Origin of the sequence: Conexibacter sp. CPCC 206217 (assembly GCF_030646165.1) — a bacterium.
Lineage (GTDB): Bacteria > Actinomycetota > Thermoleophilia > Solirubrobacterales > Solirubrobacteraceae > Conexibacter.
Genome location: NZ_JAUTDO010000013.1, coordinates 17,772 through 32,652 on the forward strand (window position 1 = coordinate 17,772; position 14,881 = coordinate 32,652).

Below are 14,881 nucleotides of genomic sequence, written 5' to 3' on the forward strand. Positions count from 1 at the left end.
CGTCGATGGAGACCTCCGGCACGGCGCTCGACGCCGACTGGCCCGGCGCCTGCCGCGCCGCGGCGACCGCGTTGCGCGGGATCCTGCGTGACGCCCCGCGCACGCGCGAGCGCGCCGTCGAGACCGGCCAGCGCGGCGAGGGCGGCGACCGCACGCTCGTGATCGACCGCTGCGCGGAGGACGCGGTCTTCGCCCAGCTCGACCTGCTGCACGCCGCGGGCCATCGCTTCACCGCCGTCTCGGAGGAGCGCGGCGAGGTCGGCTACGGCGGCGGGCCGGTGCGCGTCGTGATCGACCCGATCGACGGCTCGCTCAACGCGAAGCGGCTGATGTCGCCGGTCGCGCTCTCGATCGCGGTCGCCGACGGCCCGACGATGGCCGACGTCGCGTTCGGCTTCGTGCACGACTTCGGCACCGGCGAGGAGTGGACCGCGACGCGCGGCGGCGGCGCGTTCCTGGACGGCGTCGCGCTCGACCCGGCGCTGCCGGAGCGGCGCGGGCGCAGCGGCAAGCTGGAGCTGCTCGGCGTCGAGGTCGCCGACCCGCGCTGGATCGCCGCCTCGATCGACGCGCTGCAGCAGCAGACCGAGCGCGTGCGCGTGCTCGGCGCGATCTCGATCACGATCTGCCAGGTCGCCGCCGCGCGGCTGGACGCGATGGTCTCGCTGCGCCGCTGCCGCGCGGTCGACGCCGCCGCCGCGCAGCTGATCGTGCGCGAGGCCGGCGGCCACGTCGCGTTCCCGCTCTGCCCCGGCGGCCCGCTCAGCGCCCCGCTCGACGTCGAGCCGCACTCGCACATCGTCTGCGCGCGCTCGCCGGAGACGCTCGCCGCGCTGGCGGCGATCGGTACCTGAGGGGGGTCGGGTCGCGGACCTTGCTCACCGGGAGTTCCCGCCCGCGCGCCGCAGCGTCCGCACACCGGAGTGGAACTCTCAATGCGAAGCACTGCCATAGTTGGAGGCAGATGATCGATTGGCCGCTCGTACAGCGGCTGGCCAGCTTCGTCGCCGGTCAGCCCGACACCAAGCCGCTCGCCGCCGACCTCGGCGCGCTCTCGCGCGAGAGCGCGGAGGCGGTGATCGCCTACACCGGGCTGGCGCCGCACGCCGAGCTGCCGGTCGCCGAGGCCGTCGAGCGCAGCGAGTGGATCCGCGCGAACATCGCCTCGATGAGCGCGCTGCTGGACCCGGCGCTGAGATCGGTCGGCAGAACCGTCGCCAAGCCCGCGAGACCGTTCGTCCAGCTCGGCGCCGGTGTCGTGATGACGGCGGAGGTCGGCGTGATGCTCGGCTTCCTCGCCCAGCGCGTGCTCGGCCAGTACGAGATCGTGCTGCTCGACACGACGCCCGACGACAGGCCGCCGCGGCTGCTGTACGTTGCGCCGAACCTCGCCAACTCCGTCAGAACGTTCAGAGCCGACGAGCGTGAGTTCCTGCACTGGGTCGCGCTGCACGAGATCACGCACGCGGTCCAGTTCGCCGGCGTGCCGTGGCTGCAGAGACACATGGCCGGGATGGTCCGCGAGCTGCTCGACAGCGCGCAGTTGAAGATCGACACCAGACGCGCGCTGCGGCTGCCGCGCACCGACGACTTCAAGAAGCTCGTCGAGGTGGTCCGCTCGGGCGACATCGTCACCCTCGTGGCGAGCCCGAACGAGAAGAGAACGATCGACACGATGCAGGCGACGATGGCTGTGATCGAGGGCTACGCCGAGCACGTGATGGACGCCGTCGGGGAGCCGCTGCTGCCGGGCCTGCCGAGACTGCGCGCGTCGCTGGACTCGCGCCGCCGCTCGCAGTCGGCGCCGGCGCGGCTGATGATGAAGCTGCTCGGCATGGAGATGAAGATGCGCCAGTACCAGCAGGGGAAGGTCTTCTGCGACGCGGTCGTGAGAGCTGGCGGGATCGAGGCGCTCAACCGTGTCTGGCGCAGCCCCGCGTCGATGCCGACGCTCGCGGAGATCGAGGACCCGCTCGCCTGGCTGAGGCGAACGGATGTTCCGCCTGCGCTGACTGCCTGAACGGCTGTTCGCACACATCGCCGGTGTAACGCGCGCTATCGTGCGGGTTACAAACAGGTGTTCGTCCGCACAACCACGTTCAAGGAGCCTCTTCCTCGATGGCCAGCAACGACACGACCGCGAGACCGACCAGCGCCGCCGCGCCGACCGCTTCAACCGACAGACCGGCCGCCGCGAGCACGCCCAGAGCCGCGCCGAGCACGCCGAGCGCCGCTGCCGCGAGCACGCCGAGAGCCGCGGCTGCGAGAGCGCGCAGAACCGCGAGAGCGCGCAGAACTGCCAGAGCCCGTAGAGCGCCAAGAGCGCGCAGAAGCGCGAGCGGCGCGAGACGGTCGAGCACCGCGAAGCCGCGCACGACCGTGGGCACGACGCGCGAGCCGGTCGCGACGACGCCGATCGCGCAGGCGCAGCAGCTCGCCGAACGCGTCGTGCTGATCCCGCTCGGCGCCGCGCTCGAGGCGCGCGACCGCATCACCGGCGCCGTCGACGCGATCGTCACCAACTCGACCGAGGCGATCGAGGGCATCGTCGCCGTCACGAGATCGCGCAGAACGCTCGACAGACAGCTGAAGCACTACGAGCGCCGCGGCGGCAAGGCCCGCACGGAGCTCGAGCGCGAGGTCCGCAAGACGCGCTCGCGCCTGGAGCGCGAGGCGCGCCACTCGCGCGTGCGCGCCGAGAGACGCGCCAGAGAGGCCCGCCGCGGCTTCGAGCACCAGCGCACCGAGGCGCGCAGAGCGATCAGCTCCAACGTCGAGACGCTGCAGAGCCGTGTCGCCCCGCTGCGCGACCGCGTCGAGCCGGTTCGCAGCCGTTTCGAAAACGTGGTTCAAAATGGCGTGTCTGCGGGCAGAAAGCTCGTGGGGGACGCCCAGGACCGCATCTCGAAGGTCGCCTGAGCGTCAACTCGACCACTTCATCCGGCCGGTGCACGGGAGGCACCGGATCCGGCAGGGGTTCGCCGGTTCACCACGCCGGCGGATGACGCATCCTCTCCTCCCTCAACCGTCCGGGGCGCTCACGAGGCGCCCCGGCGGCTGTGCGGGCCGTGTCGGGCCGTGTCCGCCGGTTCCCGGACTGACCGCACAAGCCTGCCACAATGGGTCCATGCCGACCCAAGACCAGATCCGCGAGGCGCTGCGCGCCGTTATCGACCCAGAGCTGCGCAAGGACATCGTGGAGCTCGAAATGGTCCGCTCGATCGATGTCCACGACAACGGCGTCGTCGACGTGAAGGTGTCGCTGACGACGCCCGGCTGCCCGATTCGCAGCCACTTCCAGACGGGCGTCGCGACCGCCGTCAAGGCGTTGGACGGTGTCAATAGCGTCAACATCAGCTTCGACGTCCTGTCCGACGAGGAGAAGGGCAACCTGCAGCGCAAGCTCGGCCGCGGCGGCCCGCTGCCGTCCGGCGCGCTGGCGCAGGTCGCCAACGTCATCTGCGTCGGCTCCGGCAAGGGCGGCGTCGGCAAGTCGTCGGTCACCGCCAACCTCGCCGCCGCGCTCGCCGCGGAGGGCAAGTCGGTCGGCGTGCTCGACGCGGACGTGTGGGGCTACTCGCAGCCGCGCATGTTCGGCCTCGGCGCCACGCGTCCGAAGGTCAACGAGCAGCGCAAGATCATCCCGCCCGTCGCGCACGAGGGCATCAAGGTGATGTCGATCGGCTTCTTCATCGAGGAGGACGCCGCTGTCGTCTGGCGCGGCCCGATGCTGCACAAGGCGCTGCAGCAGTTCCTCGAGGACGTCGACTGGGGCGCGCTGGACTACCTGCTCGTCGACCTGCCGCCGGGCACCGGCGACGTCGGCATGACGCTCGCCCAGTTGCTGCCCGACGCGAGATTCCTGCTCGTCACGACGCCGCAGCCGGTCGCGCAGAAGGTCGCTCGACGGTCGGCCGAGATGGCCGGCAAGGTCAGACTCGAGATCGCCGGCGTCGTCGAGAACATGTCCGGCTTCGTCACGCCCGGCAACGAGCGCTTCGAGATCTTCGGCGCCGGCGGCGGTCAGCTGCTGGCCGACGAGCTCGGCGTCCCGCTGCTCGGCCAGATTCCGCTCACGATGCCGCTGCGCGAGCAGGCGGACGCGGGCACCCCGCTCGTCGTCGCCGATCCGGACGACCCGGCCGCCCAGGCGATCCGCCAGACGGCCCGTGGCCTGATCGCGCTGACGCCGATCGAGCTGCCGGTGATGCAGACGGTCACCCCCGCCGCCCCGAGCCTCGACGTGATCCCGCCGAGACCGATGGGCATGTCGCTCCCCATGGCGTAAGACGTTCGCTGCGGACGCGCCCGCGCGGGCGCGTCCGTCGCCAACCGGGAAGCGTTACTTCCCGGCGTAATATCTGGCGTTCAGCTCCGCGAAGTGGGACCACTCGGCGGGCAGCTGGTCCTCGGCGAAGCACGCGTCGACCGGGCATGCTTCGACGCAGGCGTCGCAGTCGATGCACTCCTCGGGGTCGATGTAGAGCATCTCGACGCTGTCGTAGTCGGGCTCGTCGGGCGTGGGGTGGATGCAGTCGACCGGACAGACCTCTACGCAGGAGTTGTCCTTCGCGCCGATGCAAGGCTCTGCGATCACGTAGGCCATGAGCGGTTTCCTCTTTGCAGCGTTGGTTGAAGCATGGAGCGCACGGATGATACGTCCGCGCGCGGAGGGGCGACGCTGTCTTGGCCTTGCTCCACCGATCTGCGCTCGCGGACATCGCTGGATCAAGGCTCAGAGCTTGTCGAGGATCTCGCGCCGCTTGCGCGCGTGCTCCTCGGGCGTCAGCAGCCCGGAGGCGCGCAGGTCGTCGAGCTGGCGCAGACTGGTCGCGATCGCGTCCCCGCCGGTCCGCTCTCTCGCCGCCGCGATCTGCGACAGCTGCGCCGCGAGCGCGCCGAGTTGGTTCGCGCCCGTGGTCGTGCCCGTGTCGGTGACCGTGCCAGAGCCCGCGGTCGCCGATCTGCCGGCGCCGCCGCCCGAGCCGGCCGACACGCCGGACCAGCCTGCGCTGACGCTCGTGCCGGCTCTGGCCGCCCGCATCGCCTCGAACGCCTTTCCGACGTCGCCGCCGTTGGCCGCGATCAAGGCCGCGCGCGTGGCGCGGGTCGCCTCGCCGCGCCTGCCGCTGACCGCGATCCCGGCGAGCAGGAAGAACGGGCCGATCGACAGCAGGCAGCCGGCGACGATCACGCTCGGGATCTCGGCGTCGGTACCCGCGCCGCTGCCGAGCGCGGACCACAGCGCCGCCCCGCCCGCGGCCGTCAGCGCAAGGCCGAGCGAGAGCAACCCGAGCGGCGTTCCGCGCGGGTTGCGTTGACGCAGGGTGAAGATCCACGAGGCGAGCGGGATCGCGACGAAGATCGCGACCGCGATCACGACGCCGGACTGCCCGTCGAGTCTGCACGCGAGCTGGGTGTCGGCGGGCGTGCAGAGGCTCACGCGCGTCCACGCGTAGGTGCACCACGCGACGACCGCGACCGCGGCGGCCGACAGCACGACGCCGAGCAGCGCCGGGAACCAGTACTTCACGGCAAGCACCGCTGGATGTCGCCGCCGTTGCCCTGCGCGTTGCGCACGCACGTCATGACGCGGCGCGCCTCGGCGCCGGTCAGCGTCTGCGTGCCGCTGTCGGTGCGGATCGTGACCGAGTCGTCGCGCGACGCGGACGTCTGGCCGGGCTGCTCGCCCGGGCGGTACACCGTCCGCCCGCCGAAGTTCGCCTTCCAGTGCGAGTTGCGCGCCGAGACGTCTCTGAAGAAGAGCGACCAGTCCGGCTGGTCGCCGGGCGAGAACGGGGACATCAGCACGAGGTAGTCGAGCTTGCGCGCCGGGAATCTGCCCTGCGCCGCCGCCTTGCGCACTGCCCGCGACGGCGCCTGCGGGTCGACCTGCGACAACCGCAGGCCGATCCGCTCGCCGGCGGAGCCCGCCTGCTGCACGCCGACGTTCAGCTCGTCGTCGACGTCGATCAGCCGCTGGTCGCCGTTGCGCAGTCTCGTGCTGGAGTTGATCCGATCGGGCGCGAGCCGCAGCAGCCAGACGCGCTCGCCCGGCTTCAGCTTCTTCTGGATCCCGTTGAGCGCCTGCTTGAACGTCGCCGGGCGCATCAGGTCGTAGCGGCGCGTCGGGCGCGGCGTGCCGTCGTCGCCCTGCTCGTCGGAGGAGCCCTGCCCGTCGCCCGACGGCGAGTCGCCGGCGTCGCTGCCGCTGCCGCTCTCGCTGAAGGATCCGCCGTCGTGGGCGCCCGTCGGGGTGTCGGCCTCCGAGAAGTACACGAGGGCGCCGGCACCGCCGAGCGCCAGCACGATCGTCAAGAAGACGAGCAACGCGTTGCTGCCGCGGCGCCCGCGCGGTGCGCCCGGGACGCCGTCGACCTGCGGGGCGCCGTGGTCGCCGCGATCCCCGCCGACGCTCGCCGACGCGCCGACGTTGCCGCTCGACGTGCTCGCCTTCGCACTGGCGATGGTCGGCGAGCCCCGCTCGGCCGCGTCCTTGAGGGCCGCGAACGGATCCTCCTCGTCCTGCTTGCGCCGGAACATGGCCGCGATTCAAGCACGCCCCGCGGCAGCCCACACGCCCGATCGCCGCCGGTTACGCCGCCGCGACCAGTTCCGGCCGTCGTCCGGTCCACGGGCGCGCGGCCTCCAGCTGCGCCGCCAGCGCCAGCAGCGGGCCCTCCTGCGCGGGGCGGCCGAAGAAGTGCACGCCGGTCGGCAGGCCGTCGTCGCCGTGGAACAGCGGGATCGAGATCGCCGGCTGGCCGGTCACGTTCGCGATCGGTGTGAAGGGGGTGAACTCGCCGCCGCCGCGGAAGGTCGCCGCCGGGTCCGAGGTCTCGCCGTTCAGGGTGCCCAGCTCGACCGGCCGCTGCGCCAGCGCCGGCGTCAGCACCGCGTCGTAGGCGGCGGTCGCCGTCACGAGCGTGCGCGAGAGCGCCTGCAGCTGGCCGATCGCCGCGAGGTAGTGGGCCGCGTCGAGACCCTGCGCCTGCTCCCACAGCCACCAGCTCAGCGGCTCGACGTCCTCTTCGCGCGGCGCGTGGCCGGCGATCGTGCTGGCGAACAGGATCGAGGAGGCGACCGCCGGGCCGAACGCCGCGCCGAACAGCTCCAGCAGACCGGGAAGCGCCCACGGCGGGTCGATCTCCTCGACCGTGTGCCCCAACTCGCCCAGCAGCGCGACGGTGTCGTGGACGGCCTGCGTCGCGAGCGGGTCGATCGCCGTCGTCTCCAGCGGCGGCGTCAGGCAGAAACCGATCCGCAGCGGCCCGGGCGCGCGCGCCGCCGTCTGCGCGAACGGCTCCGGCGGCGCCGGCGCCCACGAGGCGTCGCCCGGCGCCGGACCGGCGAGCACGTCGAGCAGCGCGGCGGTCTCACCGACCGTGCGCGTCAGTACGCCGTCGGTGACGAGGAACGACTCGCCCTCGGTCGGCGACAGCGTCACGCGGCCGCGCGACGGCTTGAGCCCGACGAGCCCGCAGCAGGCGGCGGGGATCCGCAGCGAGCCGCCGCCGTCGTTGCCGTGCGCGATCGGCACCATGCCGGCGGCGACGGCCGCGGCGGCGCCGCCGGACGAGCCGCCGGGCGTGCGCGTGAGGTCCCACGGGTTGCGCGTCGGGCCGTGGAGGGCCGACTCGGTCGTCGGCAGGATCCCGAACTCCGGCAGCGCCGTCTTGCCGACGATCACGAAGCCGGCACGGCGCAGGCGCTGCACGAGCACCGCGTCAAACGGCGGCGTGAGGCCGCCCAGCAGCCTGCTGCCGAGCGTGATCGGCATCCCCGCGACGGGCCGGTTGTCCTTGATCGCGATCGGGACGCCGGCGAACGGGCGGGGGTCGTCGGGGCCGATCGCCGCGGCGGTCGCCAGCGCGCCGTCGGCATCGACGTGCGTGAAGGCGTTCAGCTGCCCGTCGAGCGCGTCGATCCGCTCCAGCGACGCGCCGACCAGCTCACTGGCGCTGATCTCGCCGGCGCGCACGAGCGCGGCGAGCTCGTGGACGGGGCGGAAGAGGAGTTCGGACACGAGGCGGATCCTTTGTTGCGTCGTCGGGTCGGCGAGTGCTGTCTGGGCAGCCTAGGGACTCCGGAGCGGTAACGTGACGGACCCGTCACGCGCAAGCCCAGGCCCCCGATTCCGACTGGAGACGTGATGAGCGCCACCGACACCGACGTCAGATCCGGCCTCGAGGGCGTCGTCGCCTTCGCGACCGAGATCGCCGAGCCCGACAAGGAGGGCGGCGCGCTGCGCTACCGCGGCGTCGACATCGAGGAGCTCGTCGGAGCGGTCCCGTTCGAGCAGGTCTGGGGCCTGCTCGTCGACGGCAGGCTGAAGCCGGGCCTGCCGCCCGCGGAGCCGCATGCGCTGCTGGTCCGCTCTGGCGACCCGCGTGTCGACGTGCAGTCGGCGCTGGCGATGCTGGCGCCCGAGTGGGGCTTCGGCGCGCTGATCGACACCAGCGACGAGGAGGCGCGCACGCAGCTCGCGCGCGCATCCGTGATGGCGTTGTCGTTCGTCGCGCAGTCCGCGCGCGGGATCGGCCAGCCGCCGGTCCCGCAGGCCACGATCGACGAGGCGAGCACGATCCCGGAGCGATTCCTGACGCGCTGGCGCGGCGAGGCGAACCCGGATCACGCGAAGGCGATCGACGCCTACTGGATCTCCGCGGCCGAGCACGGCGTCAACGCCTCGACCTTCACCGCGCGCGTGATCACCTCGACCGGCGCGGACGCGGCGGCGGCGCTGTCGGGAGCCGTCGGCGCGCTGTCGGGACCGTTGCACGGCGGCGCGCCCTCGCGCGTGCTGCAGATGCTCGACGAGGTCGAGCAGCTCGGCGACGCCGACAAGTGGGTCAAGGACGCGCTCGATCGCGGTGAGCGGCTGATGGGCTTCGGCCACCGCGTCTACCGCGCCGAGGACCCGCGCGCCCGCGTCCTGCGGCGCACGGCGCTGGCGCTGGGCTCGCGGCGGGCCGAGGTCGCGGAGGCGCTCGAGCAGGCCGCGCTGGCGGAGCTGCAGGCGCGCAAGCCCGACCGCGTGCTGGCGACCAACGTCGAGTTCTGGTCCGCCGTCGTGCTCGACTACGCCGAGGTCCCGCCGGAGCTGTTCACCCCGCTGTTCACCTGCGCCCGCGTCGCCGGCTGGTCCGCCCACATCCTCGAGCAGAAGCGCGAAGCCCGCCTGATCCGTCCGACCGCAAAGTACGTCGGGCCCCCGCCGCGCAGACTCAGCGAGGTGTGAGCGCCGATCAGCGCTTCGGAAAGTTCGGACCCGGTCCGTATTGGATGCCGGGCCCGCGGCGCTGCGCGCCGAGCTTCTGCAGTAGCCCGGCGTTGACGAGGGTGCGAAGTCGATACGCCGCGCCGTTGACATCCATGTCGAAGAAGATCTGCAGCGTCTTGTTGTCGACGGTCTCGTTCTTGCGGACGAACTCGACGATCTTCCGATCGATCTCGTCGGCGCTGACGGTTCGGTAGCTCAGGGCTGGCCGAAGCTCGGCGAGCGCACGCGGGCTGAGCTGCCAGCGCGGCTGGTTGGTCCGATCGACGGGAGCGACCAATTCGACGTCGGGCTCGGCGAGCCGCTCGAGGACGGCTTCGGTCGCAGCCTGGCCGCGCTGCAGCATCGGCGCCAGCTCGCGAGCCGTCACGCTCTGTCGAGCGATCAGAGTGAAGAGCACCAACATCGTGTCGAGATCGTCCTGTGAACGCGACGGCAGCGTCGCGGCGAATCGTGCGACCGTCTGGTTGGGCGCGCCACCGGTCAGGTCCACGCGGACGCTGAATGGCGGATGGTCGGTGATCTCCGGTGGGCGCTTCCCCAACTTGATCATTTCGCGGTACATGCGATCGACGCCGCGGCTGAGCTCTTCGGCGAGGCCGAGCTTGTGCGTGACGCGTGCGAGCAGCGCGTTGCGCGGTTTGCTCGGAACGTGAAGGATGTTGGCAGGGGTGACCCCGACGACGAGCGGGCCAGGGGAGACGAACGACAGCACCTGCGGCGAATGGTCAACGAGTATCGGATCTGGCTGCCGGTAGTCGCGATGCAGCAGCGCGTTGCTGAGCGCCTCGCGCACGGCGACCAGCGGAAAGTCGTGCAGCTCGAGCTGCTGCCCATCACGCAGCACGATCGGCATCGGCGCGCTGCTGTCGACGATACGCCCAAGCACTTCGGTGTAAGCGGTCAGGCCTGGTTTCGCTTCGGCGTAACGGGTGCGGACCTCGCCTCCAGGCGTGTCTCGATAGACGTAGACGAAAGGTGGGTGCTCGTCGCGCGCGCAGAAGAGGACCTCACCTGCGCGGGTCAGGCTGCCTTCGCGGACCAGTCCGAGGTCGCCCATGAGGTCGGCCGTGGTGGCGTCCGCAAGCCGCCGCCGCTCGTCGGTGTTTCGGCGAAGGCGTTCACGTGCTGCGTCGACCGCCGCTCTGGAGATATCGACGATCGTCAGATCGCTCGGCTCTGCTGACCAGTCGAACCGGCGCCGGTCGTCGTTGAGCGTTGCGGCTTGGCTGATACCGAGCGGCAGACAGTCCGTACCGTGGCGACGAGAGGAGCGGCCTTTCTTGTCCGAGACCATCTCCATACCTTCTGTGACCTGGATGAGCAGCAGCCGCTTGCCCTCGTGCTCATGCTCGATCGCGCTGACCACGAGCGCGGGATGGGTCAGCTCGTAGATGCGTTGGCGGAGAAGGTCGACAGCGAGTCCGCAGCCGAGAAAGGCTTCAGGTCCGCCTCTGTCGTCGGCGACACCGAGCACGATCGTGCCGCCGCGCAGGTTGGCAAAGCAGATCGCTGCTTCGACCACCACGCGAATGGTCTCGCCGTCGCCGCTCGCCTCTTGTTTGAAGTCGAGCGTCTCCGATTCGAGATCCGCAGCTCGCGTCCCCGCGCTTATCTGCACGAGCGAATCGAGTGCGTCAGGAGAGAAGAGATGATCGGCCATGGTTTCTGAAAGAGTTTTGCACAGAAGCTGATCCAAAGGATTCAAAAACTCTGTCAAAACTGCCCGTCGTCCCTGACGTGTAGCGAACACGATGTCCCGAACGCACGAAGGGCCCGGCGAACGCCGGGCCCTTCGTGTGAATCAGGTGCTGAGCGGGTCCCGCCCGCCCAGCTCCAAGAGGGCGGAGGCCCTCCTCACATCATGCCGCCCATGCCGCCCATGTCGGGCATGCCGCCGCCCATGGCGCCACCGGCATCCTTGTCCGGGACCTCGGCGACGATCGCCTCGGTCGTGAGGATGTTCTTGGCGATCGACGCGGCGTTCTGCAGCGCGGAGCGCGTGACCATCGCCGGGTCGATGACGCCGGCCGCGACGAGGTCGACGATCTCGCCCGTGGCAGCGTTGAGGCCGAAGCCCTTCTTCGCCTTGCGGACGTCGTTGACGACGACCGAACCCTCGAGACCCGCGTTGTGCGAGATCTGACGGAGCGGCTCCTCGAGCGAGCGCAGGATGATGCGCGCGCCGGTCTTCTCGTCCTCGTCGACGATGCCGTCGATGTCGATCGCGTCGGCAGCCTGCAGCAGCGCGACGCCACCGCCGGGCACGATGCCCTCCTCGAGGGCGGCGCGCGTGGCCTGCAGCGCGTCCTCGACGCGGTGCTTCTTCTCCTTCATCTCCGTCTCGGTCGCAGCGCCGACCTTGACGACGGCGACGCCGCCGGAGAGCTTCGCGAGACGCTCCTGCAGCTTCTCACGGTCGAAATCGGAGTCGGTCGACTCGATCTCGGACTTGATCTGCTTGATGCGGCCCTTGATCGCGTCGCTGTCGCCAGCGCCGTCGATCACGGTCGTGTTGTCCTTCGCGACGACGACGCGACGCGCGCGGCCGAGCTGCGAGATCTGCGTGTTCTCGAGCTTGAGGCCGAGGTCCTCGGTGATGACCTCGCCGCCGGAGAGGATCGCGATGTCCTCGAGCATGCGCTTGCGGCGGTCGCCGAAGCCCGGCGCCTTGACCGCGACGCCCGTGAAGGTGCCGCGCAGCTTGTTGACGACGAGCGTCGCGAGCGCCTCGCCCTCGACGTCCTCGGCGATGATCAGGAGCGGCTTGCCGGACTGGATGACGGCCTCGAGGACCGGCAGGATGTCGCGGACGGAGCCGATCTTGGAGTTCGCGATGAGGATGTAGGGATCCTCGAGCACGGCCTCCATGCGGTCCTGGTCGGTGACCATGTAGGGCGAGATGTAGCCCTTGTCGAACTGCATGCCCTCGGTGAACTCGAGGTCCATGCCGAACGTCTGGCCCTCCTCGACGTTCACGACGCCGTCCTTGCCGACCTTCTCGATGGCGTCGGCGATGACCTCGCCGATCTCCTCGTCGCCGGCCGAGATCGTCGCGACGCGAGCGATCTGCTCCTTGCCGGAGATCTCCTTGGAGAGCTTGCCGATCGACGCGACGACCTGGTCGACGGCCGTCTCGATGCCGCGCTTGAGACCAAGCGGGTTGGCGCCGGCGGCAACGTTCTTCAGACCCGTGCGGACGATCGCCTGGGCGAGCACCGTGGCGGTGGTCGTACCATCGCCGGCGATGTCGTTGGTCGCCGTGGCGACCTCGCGGACGAGCTGCGCGCCTTGGTTCTGGAAGACGTCCTCGACCTCGATCTCACGCGCGATGGTGACACCGTCGTTCGTGATCGTCGGGGCGCCGAACTTCTTGTCGAGGACGACGTAGCGGCCCTTCGGGCCGAGCGTCACCTTGACGGCGTTGGCGACGGCGTCGACGCCGGCCTCGAGGGCCTGACGCGCGTCAGAGTTGTACTTGAGTTCCTTGTGAGCCATTAAGTTCTATCTCCTGTTGGATCCGCGGGACGGCGCGCTACGCCGTGACCTTGGCGAGGACGTCCGACTCGCGAAGAACCAGGAGGTCCTCGCCGTCGATCTTGATCTCAGTACCGCCGTACTTGCTGTAGAGGACCTCGTCGCCCTCGCTCACGTCGAGGGGAATGCGCTTCTCCCCGTCCTCGTCCCAGCGTCCCTCGCCGACGGCGACGACCTTGCCCTTCTGAGGCTTCTCCTTGGCCGTGTCGGGGAGAACGAGACCGCTGGCGGTGGTCTCCTCCTCTTCGACCGCCTTCACGATCAGACGATCGCCGAGGGGCTTGAGCTTCGACATGTGGTGCAACCTCCGGGTGGAAGGGGAGCGTGCTGTGGTGTGCTTGGCACTCGCAGCATGAGAGTGCCAACTGAGGCCCACTATAGCCACCCGCGGACGGAATGGAAAGGCGGATTTGGCACTCTCGATGAGAGAGTGCCAAAGAACGGCGCCGGGCCCGCTCGGAAAGCGGGCGGCAGCTAGTTCTGCGCGCCGCCGATGCCGTGCAGACGATCGCGGATCGTCGGCGGGCGATCGATGATCTGCGAGAAGCGCACGACGGTGACGGTGTCGTCCATGTCGACCGTGCGGTCGTAGATCTGCTCGAGGAAGTGGACCATCTCCTCGGTGCGGCGGAACTCGGGGTTGTCGTGCTCGATGTCGCGCGGGCTGAGGTCCTTCACGCGCTTGACCTCGACCTGGTCGATCACGGCGTTGAAGATCCGCTCGCGCGGCGAATGCTGATACCCGATCGTCACGAGCACGCACTCGTTCTTCTGGTACTTGTGCGATTTGTCGCCGAGCCGGATCGTCGCGGTCTTGCGACCGTTGCGAAGTTGGTCGGCGAAGACGGCCGAGTAGAAGTTCAAGACGCGCACTGCGACACCACCCTATCGTTCCTTCGAGATCGCGGACAGCGCGCGTTCGACCATCTCGCGCTCGCCTCTGTAGCTCAGCGTCCGCGCCGCCTCGGCGAGCGGCACCCAGCGTGCCTCCTCGACCTCGTCGTCGTGGTCGTCGAGGCTGCCGGAGCGGTAGTCGAACAGGAAGAAGCGCACCATCTTGAAGATTCGCTGGCCGTCGCGCTGGTAGAAGTAACGCACGTCGCCGAGCTTCTCGACCAGCTTCGCGTCGACGCCTGCCTCCTCGCGCACCTCGCGTCTGGCCGCCTGCTCGGCGTTCTCGCCCGGGTCGACGTGGCCCTTCGGCAGTCCCAGCACGCGCTGGCCCTGTGCGCCGCGTCGCGTCGGCACGATCACGATCACCTCGTCGCCGCGCACGACGACGCCGCCGGCGGACAGCTCGCGGTCGTCAGTAGACATAGCGCTCCAGGGCCGAGGGATCGTGGACGGTCAGCTTGCCGCGGCCCTGCTCGATCACGCCGGCGCGCTCCAGCACCGCGAGGAAGCGGCTGGCGGACTCGCGTGAGGAGCCGGCGAGCTTGGCGATGTCGGCCTGGGTCGCGCTCACGAGCACGTCGCGCTCGCCGGCGCCCTCGTCCTGCGCCTCGCTGACGAGCTGCATCACGACGGTCGCGACGCGGCTCTGCACGGTCTGGAAGGACTGGCTGGAGATGCGCTCGTTCGCGGCTCGCAGCCGGCGCCCGAGCGAGACGACGAGCTTGACCGCGATGTCCGGGTGCTCGCGCATCAGGCGGCGCATGTCGGAGCCGAGGATCGCGATCGCCTCGACGTCGTCCAGCGTCTCGATCGTGGCGGAGCGGCGCTCGTCCTCGAACATCGCCAGCTCGCCGAAGATGTCGCCGGGGCCGAAGTTCGCGAGCGTGATCGTGCGGCCGTCGGCATGCTCGCGGATCACGCGCACGTGTCCGTTCTTGAGCACGTAGCAGGTGTCGCTGGCGTCGCCCTCGCGGAAGATCACTCGGCCCGGCTCGTAACGCCGCGGCACGGCGACCTCCGCCACGCGCGACAGCTCCTCCGGGCCGAGCGCCTCGAACGTGGGCACCCGCGCAAGCAGCGCGACGGTGTCCTCGGTGCTCGTAGCCACGGAAGGTATGTATCAGACCTGTACCCCGGCGCGGAGAGGCGAACGTCGTATTCCCCGCACTT

The 14,881-nt window shown here is 70.3% G+C and carries 16 protein-coding genes; 5 read left to right on the forward strand and 11 right to left on the reverse strand.

Annotated elements, in window-relative coordinates:
• Positions 1 to 5 precede the first annotated feature (5 nt).
• Complete coding sequence (locus Q7L65_RS25005) at positions 6 to 854, forward strand: inositol monophosphatase family protein (protein ID WP_304725674.1); 849 nt, start codon at positions 6 to 8, stop codon at positions 852 to 854.
• A 110-nt stretch (positions 855 to 964) separates the two neighbouring features.
• A complete protein-coding gene (locus Q7L65_RS25010; RefSeq protein ID WP_304725676.1) occupies positions 965 to 2,020 on the forward strand; it encodes a zinc-dependent metalloprotease in 1,056 nt (351 codons plus the stop codon).
• A gap of 79 nt (positions 2,021 to 2,099) precedes the next feature.
• Here the strand turns inward: Q7L65_RS25010 and Q7L65_RS25015 are convergent, their stop codons facing one another.
• The gene (locus Q7L65_RS25015) at positions 2,100 to 2,387 is read right to left on the reverse strand and encodes a hypothetical protein (RefSeq protein ID WP_304725677.1); all 288 of its coding nucleotides are present in this window, start codon (positions 2,385 to 2,387) and stop codon (positions 2,100 to 2,102) included.
• On the opposite strand from Q7L65_RS25015, the gene Q7L65_RS25020 reads away from it, so the two are divergent.
• Together Q7L65_RS25020 and Q7L65_RS25025 are read left to right on the forward strand one after the other, a co-directional pair.
• Positions 2,380 to 2,919 carry a hypothetical protein gene (locus Q7L65_RS25020; protein ID WP_304725678.1) on the forward strand — a complete coding sequence of 180 codons (540 nt, stop codon included), beginning with the start codon at positions 2,380 to 2,382 and terminating at the stop codon, positions 2,917 to 2,919. The genes Q7L65_RS25015 and Q7L65_RS25020 overlap by 8 nt on opposite strands.
• A gap of 208 nt (positions 2,920 to 3,127) precedes the next feature.
• Positions 3,128 to 4,288 carry an Mrp/NBP35 family ATP-binding protein gene (locus tag Q7L65_RS25025; protein WP_304725680.1) on the forward strand — a complete coding sequence of 387 codons (1,161 nt, stop codon included), beginning with the start codon at positions 3,128 to 3,130 and terminating at the stop codon, positions 4,286 to 4,288.
• Positions 4,289 to 4,342: 54 nt separating this feature from the next.
• On the opposite strand, the gene Q7L65_RS25030 is transcribed toward Q7L65_RS25025, so the two are convergent.
• The 4 genes from Q7L65_RS25030 to Q7L65_RS25045 form a co-directional block, all read right to left on the reverse strand.
• A complete protein-coding gene (locus Q7L65_RS25030) occupies positions 4,343 to 4,606 on the reverse strand; it encodes a ferredoxin family protein (RefSeq protein ID WP_304725682.1) in 264 nt (87 codons plus the stop codon).
• Between the two features lie 129 nt (positions 4,607 to 4,735).
• Complete coding sequence (locus tag Q7L65_RS25035) at positions 4,736 to 5,533, reverse strand: SHOCT domain-containing protein (protein ID WP_304725684.1); 798 nt, start codon at positions 5,531 to 5,533, stop codon at positions 4,736 to 4,738.
• Entirely contained in the window at positions 5,530 to 6,543 is a 1,014-nt protein-coding gene (locus Q7L65_RS25040) for a hypothetical protein (RefSeq protein WP_304725687.1), read from the reverse strand. The genes Q7L65_RS25035 and Q7L65_RS25040 overlap by 4 nt, the downstream gene beginning before the upstream one ends.
• Before the next feature lie 52 nt (positions 6,544 to 6,595).
• A complete protein-coding gene (locus Q7L65_RS25045) occupies positions 6,596 to 8,026 on the reverse strand; it encodes an amidase (protein WP_304725689.1) in 1,431 nt (476 codons plus the stop codon).
• A 126-nt stretch (positions 8,027 to 8,152) separates the two neighbouring features.
• Between Q7L65_RS25045 and Q7L65_RS25050 the strand changes: the two genes are divergently transcribed.
• The gene (locus Q7L65_RS25050) at positions 8,153 to 9,241 is read left to right on the forward strand and encodes a citrate synthase 2 (protein WP_304725691.1); all 1,089 of its coding nucleotides are present in this window, start codon (positions 8,153 to 8,155) and stop codon (positions 9,239 to 9,241) included.
• Positions 9,242 to 9,248: 7 nt separating this feature from the next.
• On the opposite strand, the gene Q7L65_RS25055 is transcribed toward Q7L65_RS25050, so the two are convergent.
• The 6 genes from Q7L65_RS25055 to Q7L65_RS25080 form a co-directional block, all read right to left on the reverse strand.
• A complete protein-coding gene (locus Q7L65_RS25055) occupies positions 9,249 to 10,943 on the reverse strand; it encodes an RNA-binding domain-containing protein (protein ID WP_304725693.1) in 1,695 nt (564 codons plus the stop codon).
• 194 nt (positions 10,944 to 11,137) lie between these two features.
• Positions 11,138 to 12,778, reverse strand: a complete 1,641-nt coding sequence (gene groL, locus Q7L65_RS25060; protein WP_304725696.1) for a chaperonin GroEL — start codon at positions 12,776 to 12,778, stop codon at positions 11,138 to 11,140.
• A 37-nt stretch (positions 12,779 to 12,815) separates the two neighbouring features.
• Positions 12,816 to 13,112 carry a co-chaperone GroES gene (gene groES, locus Q7L65_RS25065; protein ID WP_304725699.1) on the reverse strand — a complete coding sequence of 99 codons (297 nt, stop codon included), beginning with the start codon at positions 13,110 to 13,112 and terminating at the stop codon, positions 12,816 to 12,818.
• 179 nt (positions 13,113 to 13,291) lie between these two features.
• Positions 13,292 to 13,690, reverse strand: a complete 399-nt coding sequence (locus tag Q7L65_RS25070) for an ASCH domain-containing protein (RefSeq protein ID WP_304725701.1) — start codon at positions 13,688 to 13,690, stop codon at positions 13,292 to 13,294.
• A gap of 12 nt (positions 13,691 to 13,702) precedes the next feature.
• On the reverse strand, positions 13,703 to 14,134 hold the full coding sequence (locus tag Q7L65_RS25075) for an NUDIX hydrolase (RefSeq protein ID WP_304725703.1): 432 nt from the start codon (positions 14,132 to 14,134) through the stop codon (positions 13,703 to 13,705).
• The gene (locus Q7L65_RS25080; RefSeq protein WP_304725705.1) at positions 14,124 to 14,819 is read right to left on the reverse strand and encodes a Crp/Fnr family transcriptional regulator; all 696 of its coding nucleotides are present in this window, start codon (positions 14,817 to 14,819) and stop codon (positions 14,124 to 14,126) included. Before Q7L65_RS25080 ends, Q7L65_RS25075 begins: the two co-directional genes overlap by 11 nt.
• Positions 14,820 to 14,881: the final 62 nt, after the last annotated feature.

What these genes read in the sequence shown, in the direction of transcription:
- Q7L65_RS25005 (WP_304725674.1), top strand. Translation starts at nt 6, where the DNA reads ATGGAGACCTCCGGCACGGCGCTCGACGCCGACTGGCCCGGCGCCTGC.
- Q7L65_RS25010 (WP_304725676.1), top strand. Translation starts at nt 965, where the DNA reads ATGATCGATTGGCCGCTCGTACAGCGGCTGGCCAGCTTCGTCGCCGGT.
- Q7L65_RS25025 (WP_304725680.1), top strand. Translation starts at nt 3,128, where the DNA reads ATGCCGACCCAAGACCAGATCCGCGAGGCGCTGCGCGCCGTTATCGAC.
- Q7L65_RS25030 (WP_304725682.1), bottom strand. Translation starts at nt 4,606, where the DNA reads ATGGCCTACGTGATCGCAGAGCCTTGCATCGGCGCGAAGGACAACTCC.
- Q7L65_RS25040 (WP_304725687.1), bottom strand. Translation starts at nt 6,543, where the DNA reads ATGTTCCGGCGCAAGCAGGACGAGGAGGATCCGTTCGCGGCCCTCAAG.
- Q7L65_RS25050 (WP_304725691.1), top strand. Translation starts at nt 8,153, where the DNA reads ATGAGCGCCACCGACACCGACGTCAGATCCGGCCTCGAGGGCGTCGTC.
- Q7L65_RS25055 (WP_304725693.1), bottom strand. Translation starts at nt 10,943, where the DNA reads ATGGCCGATCATCTCTTCTCTCCTGACGCACTCGATTCGCTCGTGCAG.
- groL (WP_304725696.1), bottom strand. Translation starts at nt 12,778, where the DNA reads ATGGCTCACAAGGAACTCAAGTACAACTCTGACGCGCGTCAGGCCCTC.
- groES (WP_304725699.1), bottom strand. Translation starts at nt 13,112, where the DNA reads ATGTCGAAGCTCAAGCCCCTCGGCGATCGTCTGATCGTGAAGGCGGTC.
- Q7L65_RS25075 (WP_304725703.1), bottom strand. Translation starts at nt 14,134, where the DNA reads ATGTCTACTGACGACCGCGAGCTGTCCGCCGGCGGCGTCGTCGTGCGC.